The organism is Rhizobium deserti, from assembly GCF_004358025.1.
GTDB classification, from domain to species: Bacteria; Pseudomonadota; Alphaproteobacteria; order Rhizobiales; family Rhizobiaceae; genus Neorhizobium; species Neorhizobium deserti.
Map to the genome: position 1 here is coordinate 720759 of NZ_SMTL01000002.1, position 16395 is coordinate 737153.

General features: G+C 61.8%; 16 protein-coding genes. 8 read left to right on the plus strand and 8 right to left on the minus strand.

Features of this window, described 5'->3' with window-relative positions; all coding sequences use genetic code 11:
* The first annotated feature begins 34 nt into the window (after window positions 1–34).
* On the plus strand, window positions 35–1558 hold the full coding sequence (locus E2F50_RS09910) for an ArnT family glycosyltransferase (RefSeq protein ID WP_161974075.1): 1524 nt from the start codon (window positions 35–37) through the stop codon (window positions 1556–1558).
* Window positions 1559–1564: 6 nt separating this feature from the next.
* On the opposite strand, the gene E2F50_RS09915 is transcribed toward E2F50_RS09910, so the two are convergent.
* Window positions 1565–2932 carry an aspartate aminotransferase family protein gene (locus E2F50_RS09915; protein ID WP_133315963.1) on the minus strand — a complete coding sequence of 456 codons (1368 nt, stop codon included), beginning with the start codon at window positions 2930–2932 and terminating at the stop codon, window positions 1565–1567.
* 79 nt (window positions 2933–3011) lie between these two features.
* Between E2F50_RS09915 and E2F50_RS09920 the strand changes: the two genes are divergently transcribed.
* Complete coding sequence (locus tag E2F50_RS09920) at window positions 3012–4346, plus strand: glutamine synthetase family protein (protein ID WP_133315964.1); 1335 nt, start codon at window positions 3012–3014, stop codon at window positions 4344–4346.
* Here the strand turns inward: E2F50_RS09920 and E2F50_RS09925 are convergent.
* The gene (locus E2F50_RS09925) at window positions 4343–5281 is read right to left on the minus strand and encodes a diacylglycerol/lipid kinase family protein (protein ID WP_133315965.1); all 939 of its coding nucleotides are present in this window, start codon (window positions 5279–5281) and stop codon (window positions 4343–4345) included. The two genes, E2F50_RS09920 and E2F50_RS09925, sit on opposite strands and share 4 nt — an antisense overlap.
* A 282-nt stretch (window positions 5282–5563) precedes the next feature.
* Here E2F50_RS09925 and E2F50_RS09930 point away from each other — a divergent pair, with 282 nt between their 5' ends.
* Window positions 5564–6817, plus strand: coding sequence for an MFS transporter (locus E2F50_RS09930; protein ID WP_133315966.1), 1254 nt, complete (start codon window positions 5564–5566; stop codon window positions 6815–6817).
* Window positions 6818–6823: 6 nt separating this feature from the next.
* Here E2F50_RS09930 and E2F50_RS09935 read toward each other — a convergent pair whose 3' ends face one another.
* Entirely contained in the window at window positions 6824–7219 is a 396-nt protein-coding gene (locus E2F50_RS09935; protein ID WP_133315967.1) for a winged helix-turn-helix transcriptional regulator, read from the minus strand.
* 112 nt (window positions 7220–7331) lie between these two features.
* Between E2F50_RS09935 and E2F50_RS09940 the strand changes: the two genes are divergently transcribed.
* On the plus strand, window positions 7332–8348 hold the full coding sequence (locus E2F50_RS09940) for a zinc-binding alcohol dehydrogenase family protein (protein WP_133315968.1): 1017 nt from the start codon (window positions 7332–7334) through the stop codon (window positions 8346–8348).
* Between the two features lie 123 nt (window positions 8349–8471).
* Window positions 8472–8888: a DoxX family protein gene (locus E2F50_RS09945; protein ID WP_133315969.1), complete on the plus strand. Its 417-nt coding sequence runs from the start codon at window positions 8472–8474 to the stop codon at window positions 8886–8888.
* Window positions 8889–8927: 39 nt separating this feature from the next.
* Here the strand turns inward: E2F50_RS09945 and E2F50_RS09950 are convergent, their stop codons facing one another.
* The 3 genes from E2F50_RS09950 to E2F50_RS09960 all read right to left on the minus strand — a co-directional run bounded on the left by E2F50_RS09950 (window position 8928) and on the right by E2F50_RS09960 (window position 12623).
* On the minus strand, window positions 8928–9539 hold the full coding sequence (locus tag E2F50_RS09950; protein WP_133315970.1) for a L,D-transpeptidase: 612 nt from the start codon (window positions 9537–9539) through the stop codon (window positions 8928–8930).
* Between the two features lie 133 nt (window positions 9540–9672).
* On the minus strand, window positions 9673–10863 hold the full coding sequence (locus tag E2F50_RS09955) for a preprotein translocase subunit SecY (RefSeq protein ID WP_133315971.1): 1191 nt from the start codon (window positions 10861–10863) through the stop codon (window positions 9673–9675).
* Window positions 10864–10946: 83 nt separating this feature from the next.
* Complete coding sequence (locus E2F50_RS09960; protein WP_133315972.1) at window positions 10947–12623, minus strand: electron transfer flavoprotein-ubiquinone oxidoreductase; 1677 nt, start codon at window positions 12621–12623, stop codon at window positions 10947–10949.
* Between the two features lie 252 nt (window positions 12624–12875).
* Here E2F50_RS09960 and E2F50_RS09965 point away from each other — a divergent pair, with 252 nt between their 5' ends.
* The 3 genes from E2F50_RS09965 (at window position 12876) to E2F50_RS09975 (ending at window position 14392) form a co-directional block, all read left to right on the plus strand.
* On the plus strand, window positions 12876–13664 hold the full coding sequence (locus E2F50_RS09965; RefSeq protein WP_133315973.1) for an SDR family oxidoreductase: 789 nt from the start codon (window positions 12876–12878) through the stop codon (window positions 13662–13664).
* Window positions 13665–13776: 112 nt separating this feature from the next.
* Window positions 13777–14106 (plus strand): hypothetical protein, encoded by a 330-nt coding sequence (locus E2F50_RS09970; RefSeq protein WP_133315974.1) that lies wholly within the window; start codon window positions 13777–13779, stop codon window positions 14104–14106.
* An 82-nt stretch (window positions 14107–14188) separates the two neighbouring features.
* Window positions 14189–14392: a hypothetical protein gene (locus E2F50_RS09975; protein ID WP_133315975.1), complete on the plus strand. Its 204-nt coding sequence runs from the start codon at window positions 14189–14191 to the stop codon at window positions 14390–14392.
* A gap of 41 nt (window positions 14393–14433) precedes the next feature.
* Here E2F50_RS09975 and E2F50_RS09980 read toward each other — a convergent pair whose 3' ends face one another.
* Entirely contained in the window at window positions 14434–15297 is an 864-nt protein-coding gene (locus E2F50_RS09980; protein ID WP_133315976.1) for a DMT family transporter, read from the minus strand.
* 20 nt (window positions 15298–15317) lie between these two features.
* Complete coding sequence (locus E2F50_RS09985) at window positions 15318–16394, minus strand: D-alanine--D-alanine ligase family protein (RefSeq protein WP_133315977.1); 1077 nt, start codon at window positions 16392–16394, stop codon at window positions 15318–15320.
* Window position 16395: the final 1 nt, after the last annotated feature.

Genomic DNA, 16395 nt, shown 5'->3' on the forward strand with positions numbered 1-16395 from the left:
GCTCATCGGCTTCACCAACCTTCGGAGACCCGCATTGCCGCAGCATAAGACATCCCTGGATGAGCAAAGCTGGATGACGCGCGGGCAGAGCCTGTTCACCGTGCTCGCCATCTATTTCCTGGCGCAGGTGGTGCTGAGACTTTGCCTGCCGCACGGGCTGGAGCTCGACGAGGCGGAGCAGACCTATTTTTCGCAGTGGCTGCTGGCCGGCTATAATTCGCAGCCGCCTTTCTACAACTGGCTGCAATACGGGACCGTGCAACTGTTCGGCATGTCGCTGGCGACCCTGGCGCTGCTGAAGAACGTGCTGCTGTTTTGCTCCTATCTGTTCTCCTGGCTCGCTGCCCGGCAGGTCATCAGCGACAAACGGCTGGCGGTGATCGCAGCGCTCGGGCTCCTTACCATTCCGCAGGTCGCCTTCGAAGCGCAGCGCGACCTCAGCCATACGGTTGCGGCCATCTTCGGGACTTCGCTGTTTCTTTATGCGCTGCTGCGAGCGCTTGCCGCACCCTCGCTTGCTGCCTTTGCGCTGCTCGGCGCAGCACTCGGCATCGGTGCCATTACCAAGTATAATTTCGCGCTGGTGCCGGTGGCGGCACTGCTGGCTATCGTCAGCGACCGCGATCTGCGGATAAAGCTTCTCGACTGGCGGCTGATCGTCAGCGCTGTCATCGCACTGGCCATCGTCTCGCCGCATGCGCTGTGGCTGCTCGACAATTTTCAAGCGGCGAGCAGCCATACCATGCGCAAGATGGTCGGCAGCGACGCCAATATAGCGCTCGGCATGGTCCGCGGGCTGGGCTCGCTGGCATTGGCGGCGATCGGCTTTGCAGCCCTGACGATCGTGATCATCGGCGCCTGCTACCGGGAACGGGTTGTTGCCATCCTCAAGGCAGAAAGCCCCTGGACGCGGTTCACGGGCCGGATCCTGGTGATCTCGCTGGCACTGATCGTGTTGATGATCCTGTTCGGCGGTGTGGAAAAGGTGCGGGACCGGTGGCTGACGCCGGTGCTTCTGATCACGCCGCTTTATCTGAGCCTCAAGATCGACGCGGCGAGACTGAGCCTGCAGCCGGGCATCAAGCGGCTGTGGATGGTGGTGGCGGTCATCATGGTCATCGTGCCCGGCGTGCTTTTCGGCCGGGTAGCCTCGGCACGGCTGACGGGTGACTACCCTTACCCCGCCATTCCCTTCGACCGTCTCGCGCAGGAAATTGCCGCGAAAACCGAGGGCACAAAGTCCGTTATCGTCGCATCCGACGGGCAGCTGGCCGGCAATATGCGCTTCAACCTGCCGTCCATGCCGGTCATGCTGACAGCGCCGCCGACGGGCACCGGGGCTCTTCCCTTGTCTTCCTTCGACCGGGCGATCTTCGTGTGGCGGCGATCGGAAGGCACGACGCCGCAGAGTTTCAACGGGGTGTTCGGGGGATATCTACAGGACGAAGGCATTGCGCCATCACGGGCGCAGCCGGCCATCCTGAGCTACGGCTATGCCTGGGGCAAGCCGGGCGACCAGTACCAGTTCGGTCTAGCCGTTCTCGACCTGCCAAAATAAGAGCGGTCATTCCCTGACGGTGTCTCGCAGGTGATCGAGCGCCTGGCGCAGCTTGCCGATCACCTCGTCCACTTCGGCATGGCTGATCGTCAAGGCCGGCGAGGCGAGCATGCGATCGCCGGTGGCACGCATGATCAGGCCGTTCTCGACGCAGTGATTGCGCACCAGGGTGCCGATATCATCCGGCTTGGCATAGCGGCGGCGCGTCGACTTGTCGGCGGCCAGCTGCAGGCCGCCAATCAGCCCGACGCTTTCCGCCTGGCCGACCACTTCGTGACCCTCCAGGCTTTTCCAGGCTTGGGCAAAATACGGACCGATGTCGTCGCGCACCCGCTCGACCAGCCCCTCTTCCTCGATGATCCGGATGTTTTCCAGTGCTGCGGCGGCGCAGACCGGATGACCGGAATAGGTGAAGCCGTGGAAAAATTCGCCGACTTCGTCGAGCATCACCTCCGCGACGCGGTCGGAAACCAGCACGCCGCCGATCGGCAGGTAACCGGAGGACAGGCCCTTGGCGATCGGCGCGAGATCCGGCTCGACGCCGTAATGCTGATAGCCGAACCAGTTGCCCAGACGGCCAAAGCCGCAGATCACCTCGTCGGACACGAGCAGAATATTGCGCGCCTTGCAGATGCGGGAAATTTCCGGCCAGTAGGTTTCCGGGGGGATGATGACGCCGCCTGCCCCTTGGATCGGCTCAGCCACAAAGGCGGCGACCCGGTCTTCGCCGAGCTCGTCGATCTTCGCTTCCAGCTCACGGGCGACCTTGAGGCCGAATTCGGCCGGCGAGAGATCACCGCCCTCGGCATACCAGTAGGGCTGGCCGATATGGTGGACGCCTTGGATCGGCAGGTTGCCCTGTTCGTGCATCAGCTTCATGCCGCCGAGCGAGGCGCCGGCGACGGTCGAGCCGTGATAGCCGTTCCTGCGGGCGATCACTTGCGTCTTTTCCATCTTGCCGAGCGCCTTCCAGTAGACCCGCGCTATGCGGAACCAGGTGTCGGTCGCCTCCGAGCCGGAATTGGTGAAGAAAACGCGGTTGAGATTGCCACCCGTATGGGCGGCGATCTTCTGGGCAAGCAGGGTCGCCGGCGGCGTGGTCGTGCCGAAGAAGCTGTTGTAATAAGGCAGTTCCTGCATTTGGGCGTAGGCGGCTTCGGCGATCGACTTGCGGCCATAGCCGACATTGACGCACCAGAGGCCGGCAAAGGCGTCGAGATATTTCTTGCCGGTCGAATCGTAGATGAAGACGCCCTCGGCCCGCTCGATGATGCGCGTCCCCTTGGCGTTCAGCTCCTTCATGTCCGAAAAGGGATGAATGTGGTGGGCGGCATCGATGACGGCGAGATTGGAAAGCACTGGTGCGTCGTTCATGCAAGTCTCCCGGCCTCAAGTTGTGTGGCCAATTCTTATCGGTTACCAACGGAATTCCGCAACCAGGAACACATCCTTCATGGCCGTCGACACCGCCCTGCCCCGCATCGAAATCCTGCTTGTCGGCATGAACGGCGACCTGCGCGGCAAGCAGATCCCGATCGAGGCGGAAAACAAGGTCTGGGACGGCACGGTGCGTCTGCCCTCATCGACCCAGTCGCTGGACATCTGGGGCGATGACAATGACGACATCACCGGTCTATCGCTGTCGATCGGCGACCCGGACGGGCTTTGCCTTCCCGACCGGCGCAGCCTGGTCCCTATGCCCTGGGCGCCGGAAGGGTCGCGCCAGGTGCTCGCCACCATGCACGAAATGGACGGCTCGCCGAGCTTCATGGACCCGCGCGCCATCCTTGCCTCGGTTCTGAAGCGCTACGAGGAGCGCGGGTTGACGCCGGTTGTCGCAACCGAGCTGGAATTCTACGTTGTCGAGGATGACTGGCGCGAAACGGGCCAACCCCGACCACCGGCCCGACTGACCTATCGCGGCGAGCCGAACGGCTTCCAGCTCTACGACATGAGCGCAGTCGATGCGCTGGACGATTATCTGCAGACGCTGCGGACATGGGCCAGAGCGCAAGACCTGCCGGCCGATGCGACAACGGCCGAATTCGGTCCCGGCCAGTTCGAGATCAACCTGCTGCACCGTCCCGATGCCTTGGCGGCGGCCGACGACTGCATCTACCTGAAGCGCATTGCCGAACAGGCAGCGCGCAAGTACGGGCTGAAATCCACCTGCATGGCCAAGCCCTATAGCGAGCATGCGGGATCCGGCCTGCATGTGCATGTGAGCGTGATCGACTACGACGGAAACAATGTGCTGGATTCCAAGGGCGGAGACCCGGTGCGGCTGAAATCAGTCATCGCCGGCATGCTGCAGACCATGCGCGATGCGCAGCTAATCTTCGCGCCGTTTGCCAATTCCTACCGGCGCTTCCAGCCCGGTTCCTTCGCGCCGGTGGATATAGACTGGGGCTTCGGACATCGCGGCACGGCAATCCGCATTCCCGATGTGAACGGTGCCGCCGCACGCATCGAACACCGGGTCGCCGGGGCCGATGCCAACCCCTATCTGCTGCTGAGTGCCATCCTCGGCGGCATGCTGCTCGGGCTCGACGCGACCCTTGATCCCGGCCCAGCGACCGAACCGGGCCAGGAACCGCCGGCCGGCACCAGGCGCCTGACGCATGATTTCCTGACGGCGGTCGAAGATTTCTCCGCCTCGCCTTTTATCGCCGACGTCTTCGGCGCCCGCTATCAGAAGCTCTACGGCGACACCAAGCGCAAGGAAGCGGTTGCCTATCTGCAGACTGTTTCGGATTTCGACTACCGAACCTATCTGCCGCGGATCTAGATACCGCTGCCGGCCTGATTATCTAGTTCGCGCGGCTGCGGCTCGTTGACGAGCACCTTCAACTCGCCCGCATGGATCTGCAGATGCACATCGCGCTTCATCGGCAGAAGCTCTCCGTCTATGACGCAGCGCACGTCGTGGCGGTGGCGCGGGAAATGCAGGTCGAGCTCCGTCGCCGTCATCGCCGTTACCGCCGCATTCTCCTTCAACCTGCCGCGCAGGATATCAAAGGTGAGTCTTGCGACGCCCGCTGGTGTCAGCGGATCGGCGATATAGAAGCCGAGATGGCCGCGCGTCAGGCTATCGGCAAACATCAGCGGGTCGCTGCCAAACTCGTTGTTTGAGACCGAGATGGCCGACACCTTGCGAAGGCCGCTCTGGCCCTCGGCGGAAAATTCCACCTCGAATTCCGGCGGATTGAGCATGACGCCGATGGCCGCCCGCGTGCTTGCCCGCATCTTGCCCAGGCGGGACGCGAAATTCATCGAGTTGCGGTAGCGCACCATGCGCGCATGCAGTCCAGCGGAAAACTGGTGCACGAAGCTGCGGCCGTTGGCACTGGCAATATCGATATTTTCCGGCCTCGCATAGGCCAGCGCATCGAGCACCTCCCAGATATCAAGCGGCAGTTTCAGCGAGCGGGCGAAAAGGTTCATGGTACCGGCCGGGACAACGCCGAGGGCAATGCCGCCCTTCCAGGCAATCCCGGCGGCCGCCGAAATGGTGCCGTCGCCTCCGCCGGCAATCAGCCCTTCAACGCCGGCCGTCGTGGCCGCCTTTTCCATGGTTTCAACCACCTTGTCGCCGGACACGATATGGCAATCAATCTGGTGACCGGCCGCCTCGAAGGTTTGCGTCGCACGGGCGCAATATTCGCTCATGTCGGTGGTCTTGAAGGTACCGCCATCGCGGTTGAAGACGGCAAACAGGTTCATCGCATCAAGCCCTAAAGCGGTATGAGGCCTTACAACGGATCATCCGGTGAAATGGTTGCGCCGCACCCGCTTATCAACAAGCGCTGCGACAGAATGCCGATTCGCAGACACATTGCCGTGAAAGCAAGCGGAAAATACCCACAGACCTACCGCAACGCACAAGAACATGATAGGTTGATGACAGGCCGTTTCGACGACCAACTTCCTCCAGGGCGGGTCGGCGCCATTGACGCGCTACCCGCTTCTTTTTTCCAATCGAACATTTCCATAGATTTTTATGCGATGACCGATAACGCAGTTCCTTTCGATTCCCCGCGGCCTACAGATACGATTGAAGCCGAGACGGGCTCTTCCACTCCAACAACCTCCCTGTCACCGCTTGCGATCGCATTGATCGAGGTGGCGCTGGCGGTCGGCGGCTTTGGGATCGGCACCGGGGAATTCGTCATCATGGGATTGCTGCCGGATGTGGCCTCGACCTTCGAGGTGAGCATTCCAAGCGCCGGTTACGTGATCAGCGCCTATGCGCTCGGGGTAGTCATCGGTGCGCCAATCATCGCAGCGCTTTCCGCCAGGCTGCCGCGCCGCACCCTGCTTCTCTGCCTGATGGGTCTGTTCGCGCTCGGCAATATCCTCAGCGCGCTGGCACCGAGCTTTGCCAGCTTCACGGCGCTGCGCTTCATCACCGGCCTGCCGCACGGTGCTTATTTCGGCGTGGCATCGCTGGTTGCCGCCTCCATGGTGCCGCCGAACAAGCGCGCCAGGGCCGTCGGGCGCGTCATGCTTGGACTGACGATCGCGACCCTTGCCGGCACGCCACTGGCGACCTTCATGGGCCAGATGCTCAACTGGCGGGCTGCCTTCTTCCTGGTCGGCGGCATCGGCGCGCTGACTGTCGGCTTGCTCTGGTATTTCCTGCCGCTCGACAAGGTGCAGGAAGGGGCGAGCATCCGGCGCGAACTCAGCGCTTTTGGACGCACACAGGTCTGGCTGACGCTCGCGATTGCCGCAATCGGCTTCGGCGGCATGTTTTCCGTGTTCAGCTATATCGCCTCCACCACGACCCAGACGGCGCAGCTGCCGGTCGGCATGGTCTCGATCGTGCTCGCCCTGTTCGGCATCGGCATGAATGTCGGCAATATCGTCGGGTCTCGACTGGCAGACTGGTCGCTGAAGGGCACGATCGGCGGCTCGATGGTCTTCTACATCGTCGTCATGCTGGCTTTTGCCAATTTCGCGCAATACCCGATTGCGCTTTATATCACCGTCTTCCTGGTCGGCTGTGGCTTTGCGCCCGGCCCCGCGCTTCAGACCCGACTGATGGACGTGGCCGCCGATGCGCAGACGCTGGCGGCTGCTTCCAACCATTCCGCCTTCAATATTGCCAATGCGCTCGGCGCCTGGCTGGGCGGGCTGGTGATCACCTGGGGCTGGGGCTTTGCCGCCACCGGCTATGTCGGAGCTCTGCTGTCACTGCTCGGGCTTGGCGTGTTTGCTGTTTCGGTCAGCCTGGAAAAACGCCAGGCCACAGCCTGACACGGCTCAGGCTGCTGCCCTCGAAGACGTCTCGGCCTGCGGCAGAACCACGGATTTCCGTCCTTCGCAGACCACGTGTTGCTGTCCCCAGGCACGCAGTGCCGCCACAACCGGCTCAAGGCTCTGCCCGAGCGGTGTCAGGTTGTAATCGACCCGCGGCGGCACGATGGCAAACACCGTTCGCTGCAGAAGCCCCGCTTCTTCCAGTTCGCGCAGCTGCTTGGTCAGCATCCGCTGCGTCACCGAGGGGATGCGGCGGCGGAGCTCGTTGAACCGCAGCGTGCCCTCCTCCAGCAGATGATGGAGGATGACGCCTTTCCATTTCCCGTCCAGGAAGCTCAACGTCGATTCGACGGGGCAGCCGGGAAAATGAAGGGTGAGCTTGGCGCGCGGCTTCGACATCGTCTTCCTCACGGTATCCTTTTTGGTCCTATAGGCCAAAAATGTGCATTCTTGCGAAGTCCAAACATAGGCGTCATCTAGACCTCACGCAACCTAAGCAAAGGAGACTGAAATGCGCGCCGTCGGCTTCAACATGCCCCAGCCCATCACTGCCGAAACCTCGCTGATCGACATCGAGCTTCCCATGCCGGAAGCCAAGGGCCGTGATCTGCTGGTGGAAATCAAGGCCGTTTCGGTCAATCCCGTCGATACCAAGGTCCGCGCTTCGGCAGCCGTGGAAGCCGGCCAGCACCGCATTCTCGGCTATGACGCGGCCGGGATCGTCACGGCGGTCGGCCCGGACGTCAAGCTCTTCAAGCCGGGTGACGAGGTTTACTATGCTGGGGCGATCAACCGCCCGGGCACCAATGCCGAATATCACCTGGTCGACGAGCGGCTGGTCGGCTTCAAGCCAAAGAGCCTGAATTTCGAGGAAGCCGCCGCCCTGCCGCTGACGGCGATCACCGCCTACGAGGCCCTGTTTCAGCGCTTGAAGGTGCAGGACAAGGTGCCCGGCGCCTGGAATGCGGTTGTGGTGATTGGCGGTGCCGGTGGCGTCGGCTCGATCGCCATCCAGCTGCTGCGCCAGCTTTCCGACGTCACCGTGATCGGCACCGGCTCACGGCCAGAAACGCAGGACTGGATCCGGGAACTCGGCGCCCATCATGTGCTCGACCATTCCAAGCCCATGGCACCGCAGCTGAACCAGATGGCGATCGGCCAACCGGCCTTCGTCTTCTCGACCACCCAGACGGAACAGCATGTCGCCGACATCATCGAGCTGATCGCGCCGCAGGGCCGCTTCTCGCTGATCGACGACCCGAAGGAGCCGATGGACATCCGCCCGTTCAAGAGCAAGGCGCTGTCCGTGCATTGGGAACTGATGTTTACTCGCTCGCTCTTCCAGACTGCCGACATGATAGAGCAGCACAAGCTGCTGAACCACGTAGCCGAACTCGTCGATGCCAAGAAGATCCGCACGACGCTCGCGCACGTCATCGGGTCTATCAATGCCGCCAATCTGAAAAAAGCGCATGCAGTAATCGAAAGCAACCGGACAAAGGGGAAGTTGGTGCTTTCCGGCTTCTAACATCTGGTCTGAGGCGCGCGTTAAACAGGCACTTCGCCTGATAGGTGTAATCTCGCCTGCTACACCTTAACAGCGGGGCGATTGCCGCTATGATGGGGCTGGGGCAACATTGTGGGGACTATCATGGCAACTACGCAAACAACGACATTCGGCAATCCGATCGAGATACTGACCGGCACGACCTGGTTCGGCTATCTTGCGCGGATCGTTTTGACCTTTGGCTTTTGGGGGAGCGGCCTGTCGAAGCTCATCGACTTTCAGGGCGGCGTCGCCGAGATGACGCATTTTGGACTGGAACCCGCCGTCGCCTTCAACATTGCGACGATCATCACCCAACTCGGCGGCTCGGCGCTCGTCATCCTCAACCGATGGACATGGCTCGGTGCGGGCGCGCTCGGCGTCTTCACCGCCTTGACCATTCCACTCGTGCATCATTTCTGGACCATGGAAGAGCCGTTCCGGACGATGGAATTCCATGTGGCGATGGAGCATATAACCGTGATCGGCGGATTGATGGTCGTCGCCTGGAAATCGCGGTGACGCAAAGCCCGCCGTGGCTGAACGGCGGGCATTCTCGTCTCAGGCTTGGATGACGATGACCTTGGCACCGACATTGACGCGGTTGTAAAGGTCGATCACGTCGTGGTTCATCATGCGGATGCAGCCACTCGACATGGCGTGACCGATCGATTCCGGCTGATTGGTACCGTGAATGCGGAAATGGGTATCATTGCCGCCACGGTAGAGATACATGGCGCGGGCGCCGAGCGGGTTCATCGGGCCGCCGGGCATGCCGCCTGCCAGCTCCCGGTAACGCGGTTCGCGGCGCATCATATTGGCCGTCGGCGTCCAGGTCGGCCATTCCGCTTTGCGTCCGACATAAGCATCACCCGACAACGCCAATCCCTCGCGGCCGACGCCGACGCCATAGCGGATCGCCCGGCCATCGCCGAGGATGTAATAGGCGCGCCGCTCCGGCGTGTTGACGATCACCGTGCCAGCCGGGCTGGTGGTCGCATAGGCCACTTCGGTGCGGCGCAGTTCCGGCTTGATCCTGTCGATCGGCACCTGGCGCAGCGGGAATTCCTCACTGGGCACAGCGGCATAATTGGATTGTTCATTATAACTGGAAGCGCAGCCGGCCAGCATGAGCGGCAGGCCGGCAAGAAAACCGCGGCGGGAAATCGACATTCACTACGTCCTTGATGCGTCGAGAGATGATCAAGGAGTAAATTTTTATGGTTAATGAAATGATAAGCGGACGGGGCGACGAAGCTGGTTCCACCCTTTCCTGAGCAATTCGCTTCACCGTACCTGTGCCTTTTCAGACCGAAGCGGCGCCCTTTGATGCGGGCAGACCTTGCTCCGCCCTGAATGTCGCTCCTTCCCGCAAGCCCAGTGCTGTCAGAGTCAGCGCAATTGCAGTCAAACCGCTGATCACGACGGGCAAATCCGTAAAAGTGTTGATCATCGCCGCTGAAGTGAAGACCAAAATCTGAATGGCTGCAATAACCGTTGCACTGAAGGCTAGCGGTGCCCCGTCTGGAACAGCGGCGGAGTATTGCCGCGCGTAACCGTAGACGACGGCTGGGATGAACAGTGCAGCGGTTGCCAGAGCCGCTATCTGCAAGATCCGCTGATCCATCATGTTAAGCCCGTCCGGGAGTAATATGATAACCGCGGTGAGAAGATAGCTTGAAATGGAGAGCGCCAAGACCGGCGGCCAGATCAAAATCTCCCGCGGCTCGACTGTGACAGCCTGTCCAGCGGCTGCGCCGTCGCGATGCCATGTCGTCCGCCACAGCAGGGCCATAGCGACGACTGCGGCGACCGACAGAATGGAGTAGCCAAGAGCCGGCACCCATTGCTGCGTCGAGATCACACCTTGCCGCGTCATCTCGAGCATATTGGTCAATGCACCGGGAAGCTGAATAAGACCAGGTATTGTCCACAAGGCCCAAAAACCGTTGCGGAGACCGGGGACAGGCAGACGGTCTATCAGCAGGAACATGACCGCCGTGGCGCCCATGAAAGCGGCGATGATAAGAAGAACAAGGCTTTCTTCGAAGGACGGATCAATCAAGTTGGAGCTGCGCAAACCAGCTGCAATGCCGTATCCTTGAAGGGCCGTCACAGCGAAAGCGATCAGTCGCACGAAGATCGCCGCAGCAATATTCGGCTGCCGCTGCGGCGATTGGCGGCGGTAGGCGAGCAACCGGCCGATCTCCGCTAAAGTGAATGCAGTATAGATCGGCGTCAGTCCGAGCGCAAAGATGGACATGCGGGCGGTCGAACCGTTGCCGTGCCTGCCAAGCTGGCCGGCGAAAACAGCCGCATCAATCCCTGGCAGCGGAATATGCGAACCGAGACTGAACATAATGCCGGCCAGGGCCAGCGCCGCCACTACATTCCATCCACCCATCTTGCTTTCCCCCGTCTGATCGTCGATCTCGCGTACTACCAGAAGAGGTAAACTTTGGCAGCCACGACCGAAGTCAAGACGATAGGCGGGCAAATCTTTGCGCCGAACTCAGCGCCCCGCCCTGCCCGCCTCGGTTGAGAGGGCGCTGGACGCGGCTAAAAGCTGCAGACGGCCGATCACATATTCGGATAAACAGGCCCTTCGCCACCCTGCGGAGGCACCCAGTTGATGTTCTGGTTGGGATCCTTGATGTCGCAGGTCTTGCAGTGCACGCAGTTCTGCGCGTTGATCACATAGACCTCTTCGCCGTCTTTCTCGACCCACTCGTAGACGCCGGCGGGACAGTAGCGCGTCGAGGGGCCACCATAGACTTCCAACTCCGAGCGCTTCTGCAGATCCATGTCCCTCACCTGCAGATGGACCGGCTGGTTCTCCTCGTGGTTGGTATTGGACAGGAACACGGAAGATAGGCGGTCGAAGGTGAGGACGCCATCGGGCCTCGGATAATCGATCTTCCTGTGCTTGGCTGCGGGCTCCAGGGACTGGGCGTCGGTCTTGCCGTGCTTCAGCGTGCCGAAGAAGGAAAAGCCGAGCAGCTGGTTGGTCCACATGTCGAGGCCGCCGAGCGCCACGCCGATGCCCGTGCCGAGCTTCGACCAGAGCGGCTTGACGTTGCGGACCCGTTTCAGGTCCGTGCCGATGGCACTCGAACGCCACTGGTCCTCGATCTCGATCACTTCGTCATTGGCACGGCCGGCCGCGATCGCCGCAGCGATATTATCGGCCGCCAGCATGCCGGAATGGACGGCATTGTGGCTGCCCTTGATGCGCGGCACATTGACGAGGCCGGCGGAACAGCCGATCAGCGCGCCGCCCGGGAAACTCAGCTTCGGCACCGACTGGTAGCCGCCTTCGGCGATCGCGCGGGCGCCATAGGACAGGCGCTTGCCACCTTCGAACGTGCCGCGAATGGCGTCATGGGTCTTGAAGCGCTGAAATTCCTCGAAGGGGTAAAGATAGGGGTTCTTGTAATTGAGGTGCACCACGAAGCCGACGGCGACGAGATTGTCCTCCAGGTGATAAAGGAAGGAGCCGCCACCGGTCGACAGGCTGAGCGGCCAGCCGAAGGAGTGCTGCACCAGGCCCGGGCGATGGTTCTCCGGCTTCACCTGCCAGAGTTCCTTGAGGCCGATGCCGTATTTCTGCGGCTCGCGATCCTTCTGCAGGTCGAATCTTGCGATCAGCTGCTTGGCGAGAGATCCGCGCACGCCCTCGCCGATCAGCACATATTTGCCGTGCAGCTCCATGCCGCGGGTGAAGGCTGGCCCCGGTTGGCCATTGCGCTCGACGCCCATGTCGCCGGTGGCGACGCCGATGACGGCGCCGGCTTCGTTGTAGAGCACCTCGGTCGCCGCAAAGCCGGGATAGATTTCGACACCGAGGGCTTCCGCCTTTTCGGCCAGCCATCGACAGACATTGCCGAGCGAGACGATGTAATTGCCGTGATTGTTCATCAGCGGCGGCATCAGGACGTTGGGCAGCCGGACCGAACCGGCGGGTCCAAGGAACATGAAATGGTCGGCGGTCACTGGCTGCTTGAAGGGATGCCCTTCCTCTTCCCGCCAGCCCGGCAGAAGCTTGTCCATGCCGGACGGATCGACCACGGCGCCGGACAGGATATGCGCCCCGACTTCCGCACCCTTTTCGAGCACGACCACCGTCAGGTCCGGATTGACCTGCTTGAGGCGGATCGCCGCCGAAAGGCCGGCCGGTCCTGCGCCTACGATTACCACGTCGAATTCCATCGCTTCGCGTTCTGGCAATTGGTGGGCGGGAAGCTCTTGTTCGCTCATGTCCTACTCCGATCGCCGGCCCCTTCCGGCTTATTATCCGAGGCAAACTGTCTTGGCAAAAGCCACCGGCCTTGTCGAGCCGGGAAAGCGCCTTCCAGCTTGCCATCCACGCAAACGACACTGCCATAATGGCTTACGTTTACGTGCACGTCATTTATCATTTGCCTTACTAGGAAATCAAGTTCGTCCTTTCGCCGCGTCCGACCGCTGCTATAAAGCGGCTCAGCACGGCAATCGAAAGGAATGACAATCATGGATCTCGGCCTCACCGGAAAACGCGCCCTCGTACTCGCTTCGTCACGCGGGCTCGGCCTCGGCATTGCCAAGGCGCTGGCAAGCGAAGGCGCCAATGTGCTTCTCGTCGGCCGTTCAGGAGACCAGCTTTCGGAAAATTGCCAGGCCATCAATGCCGAAGGTAAGGGCAAGGCCGATTGGGTATGGGGAGATCTTGCCGAAGAGAATTTCGTCACCGCCATGGTTGAAGCGGTCAAGGAAAAGCTCGGCGGCATCGACGTCCTGGTCAACAATACCGGTGGACCGACGCCAGGCACCGTTGGCGACATGACGGCCGAAAAACTGGACACCTTCTTCCAGTCCATGGTTTTGCGGGTCATTACGCTGACCAACGCCCTGCTGCCGCAGATGAAGGAGCAGGGCTGGGGCCGCATCCTCACCGTCGCGTCTTCCGGCGTCTTCGAACCCATTCCCAACCTCGCCCTTTCCAACACGCTGCGTGCGGCACTCGTCGGCTGGAACAAGACGCTCGCGGCCGAAGTGGCCGGTTTTGGCATCACCGCCAATATGCTTCTGCCGGGCCGCATCCATACGGATCGGATCGACGAACTGGACGGGGCAAATGCGAAGCGCCAGAACAAGAGCGTGGAAGAAATCCGGGCCGCGTCGCTGAAGACCATCCCAGCCGGCCGCCTCGGCAAGGTGGAGGAATTTGCCGCCGCCGGTGCCTTCCTGTGTTCGCAGCCGGCAAGCTATGTCACCGGCACGATGCTGCGGGTGGATGGCGGTGCCTCGCGCTCCATATGACCCGGCCGGTAGATCGTTAAGATTTGCTTCAAATTGCCATGCCGGCATTTGCCGGATCGCAACATTCCTCCGCTAGGAAGAGCCACCCCCCGGATCTTGATGGACTGCCGGCATGATTGAACGCATATCGGCAGCCACCGCGGCTCCCTCTTCCGCCAGAGCCACGGAGTATTTTGGCGCATCCGCCACGAGGCGCACGGTTTCGCCGGACGGATGGAGCTTGGCGACGGTGCAGGCTGAAGCCGGGACGGCGCCTTCGGCAGAGCCTGCGGTGGAAGCCGAGACCTCAACCTTAAGCGCCCGCAGGGCAGCAGAGGACATTGCCGCGCGCAACATGCTCGACAGCCTTTCTTCGGAGCTCCGGGTGGCGGGTGGCTTCTATGCCGCAGACGATCAAGCCGCCAGCCAATCCTTTTTCGCGACGCTTTACGACGAGGCCTGAGCGGATCACGCAATTGCGTTTCGCTTCGCCCCTGCGGCTTGTTTATCGTCAACACCGTCGGATGGGCCGGCTGGAGAAGATCATGGTCGTTGCACGGATGGCGGTTTCCGCTCTTGGCTTGCTTGCAATCCTCGTCGGCCTGTTGTGGATCGGCCAGGGCACCGGCTTGTTTCCTTATCCGGCCTCCAGTTTCATGATCAACCAGTCACCATGGATCCTGCGCGGCGCTGTCGTGGCGATAGCAGGGCTCGCAATGCTTTGGGCAGGCCGCCGGTTCATCCGCTAAGCCTGAAGCCAAGCTCGATGGGCGGCCCTCCTCCAAGCTGCTTACCGAGCAAACTTCCGCGCGCCGAAAACGCAAAGGATGACGGCAACGGTGACCAGCAGCATCATCCAGGTGACCGGCTCGTGCAGGAGCAGCGCCGCAAGAGCCAGGCCGAAGAAGGGCTGCAGCAATTGCAGCTGGCCGACCACGGCAATGCCGCCCTGAGCCAGACCGCGATACCAGAAGACAAAGCCTATCAGCATGCTGAACAGCGAGACATAGGCGAGACCGAGCCAGGCAGGTGCACCAATGCCGGCAAAGGATGGCGGCATGGCTATAAAGCAGAGAAGCACCATCACCGGCAGCGACAGGACGAGGGCCCAGCATATGACCTGCCAGCCGCCCAGCGTGCGCGACAGCCGGGCGCCCTCGGCATAGCCGAGCCCGCAGACGACGACGGCTGCAAGCATCAGCGCATCGCCGACCGGAGAGGCGGCCAAGTCCTGCACCAGGGCAAAGCCGGCAACCAGCGCGCTGCCGAGTGCCGAAAAGATCCAGAAGGCCGGCCGCGGCCGCTCGCCGCCACGCAGCACGCCGAAGATCGCCGTCGCCAGGGGCAGAAGGCCGATGAATACGATCGAATGGGCGGAGGTGACGTGCTGCAAGGCAAGAGCGGTCAGCAGGGGAAAGCCGACGACGACGCCAAGCGCCACGACAATCAAGGAGATGATGTCGCTGCGCGACGGTCGCTTCTGCCTGAACAGAAGCAGCAGGCACAAGGCCAGGATTCCGGCAATGGCAGCCCGAGCAACGGTGAGGAACAGCGGGTCGAACTGCAGGACGGCGATCCGCGTCGCGGGCAGCGAGGCGCTGAAAATCACGACGCCGATGATCCCGTTGATCAACCCGCTTGTGGCACGTTCCATCTGAATTTCCCTTATTGCCTTCAATGTGACCGGCGGGCCCGCGCCAAGCCGTGTTCCACAAGCCGGTCGATCACCTCCGGGTAGCTCACGCCGCTGGCTGCCATTGCTTTGGCATACATGCTGATATCGGTGAAGCCCGGTATGGTATTGATCTCGTTGACCACGAAGCTCATGTCTGCCGAAAGGAAGAAGTCGACGCGCGCCATGCCGTCGCAGCCGAGCGCACGGAAGGCCAGGCCCGCCTTATCTTGGATCTTGCGTTCCACATCGTCCGGCAGGTCCGCCGGCACTTTGATGGCGGCGCCGTCCTCGTCGATATATTTGGCATTGTAACTGTAGAACCCGTGGCTCTCGGCCGGCGCGATCTCGCCGGGACGGGAAACGAAAAGACCACCCCGGCTGTCTTCCAGCACGCTGCATTCGATCTCGCGGCCGGCGATGAATTCCTCCGCCAGCAGCTTGTCATCGTGCTCGAAGGCGGCGGCAAGTGCGGACGCGAATTCCTGGCTTCCGGACACTTTGCTGACCCCGACCGACGAGCCCTGGCGGGCCGGCTTGAGGAAGAACGGCAGTCCGAGCTCGGCTTCCAGTTCGGCGAATGTGGGAACATCGTCTCGTTGGATGGTGACCCCGCGGGCAACCGGCAGTCCTGCAGCTCTTAGTGTTTGCTTGGCGATGTGCTTGTCCAAGGCGGCGGCTGATCCGAGGATACCACAGCCGGCAAGCGGCACTCTGGCAACCTCCGCCAGACCCTGGACGGAGCCGTCCTCGCCATGCAGCCCGTGCAGCACCGGGAAAAGGATGTCGATCCGACCGGCATCGCTCAAGTCGCCATTTGGCGAGATCGCGATCATCTGCCCTCCCCCGCCGGGGACAAGACAAAGCTGCGTGCCGGCCGAGGGTTGTGCAAGCACGCCTTCGCCAAAGCCGCTCAGCAACCACCGGCCTTGGCGTGTAACGAAGATCGGCACGGCCTCGTATTTGGCAGGATCCAGGGCGGCCATGACATTGGTGGCCGAGAGCACCGAGACCTCGTGTTCGGCAGAGCGGCCGCCGAAGAGCACGGCCATGCGCAGTTTGCTTGACGAAAGGCTTATG

Excerpts from the sequence above, each read along its gene's own strand:
- E2F50_RS09915 (WP_133315963.1), bottom strand. The coding sequence starts at position 2,932 with ATGAACGACGCACCAGTGCTTTCCAATCTCGCCGTCATCGATGCCGCC.
- E2F50_RS09935 (WP_133315967.1), bottom strand. The coding sequence starts at position 7,219 with ATGTCGAAGCCGCGCGCCAAGCTCACCCTTCATTTTCCCGGCTGCCCC.
- E2F50_RS09970 (WP_133315974.1), top strand. The coding sequence starts at position 13,777 with ATGATTGAACGCATATCGGCAGCCACCGCGGCTCCCTCTTCCGCCAGA.
- E2F50_RS09945 (WP_133315969.1), top strand. The coding sequence starts at position 8,472 with ATGGCAACTACGCAAACAACGACATTCGGCAATCCGATCGAGATACTG.
- E2F50_RS09930 (WP_133315966.1), top strand. The coding sequence starts at position 5,564 with ATGACCGATAACGCAGTTCCTTTCGATTCCCCGCGGCCTACAGATACG.
- E2F50_RS09940 (WP_133315968.1), top strand. The coding sequence starts at position 7,332 with ATGCGCGCCGTCGGCTTCAACATGCCCCAGCCCATCACTGCCGAAACC.
- E2F50_RS09920 (WP_133315964.1), top strand. The coding sequence starts at position 3,012 with ATGGCCGTCGACACCGCCCTGCCCCGCATCGAAATCCTGCTTGTCGGC.
- E2F50_RS09950 (WP_133315970.1), bottom strand. The coding sequence starts at position 9,539 with ATGTCGATTTCCCGCCGCGGTTTTCTTGCCGGCCTGCCGCTCATGCTG.
- E2F50_RS09960 (WP_133315972.1), bottom strand. The coding sequence starts at position 12,623 with ATGAGCGAACAAGAGCTTCCCGCCCACCAATTGCCAGAACGCGAAGCG.
- E2F50_RS09925 (WP_133315965.1), bottom strand. The coding sequence starts at position 5,281 with ATGAACCTGTTTGCCGTCTTCAACCGCGATGGCGGTACCTTCAAGACC.
- E2F50_RS09980 (WP_133315976.1), bottom strand. The coding sequence starts at position 15,297 with ATGGAACGTGCCACAAGCGGGTTGATCAACGGGATCATCGGCGTCGTG.
- E2F50_RS09965 (WP_133315973.1), top strand. The coding sequence starts at position 12,876 with ATGGATCTCGGCCTCACCGGAAAACGCGCCCTCGTACTCGCTTCGTCA.
- E2F50_RS09975 (WP_133315975.1), top strand. The coding sequence starts at position 14,189 with ATGGTCGTTGCACGGATGGCGGTTTCCGCTCTTGGCTTGCTTGCAATC.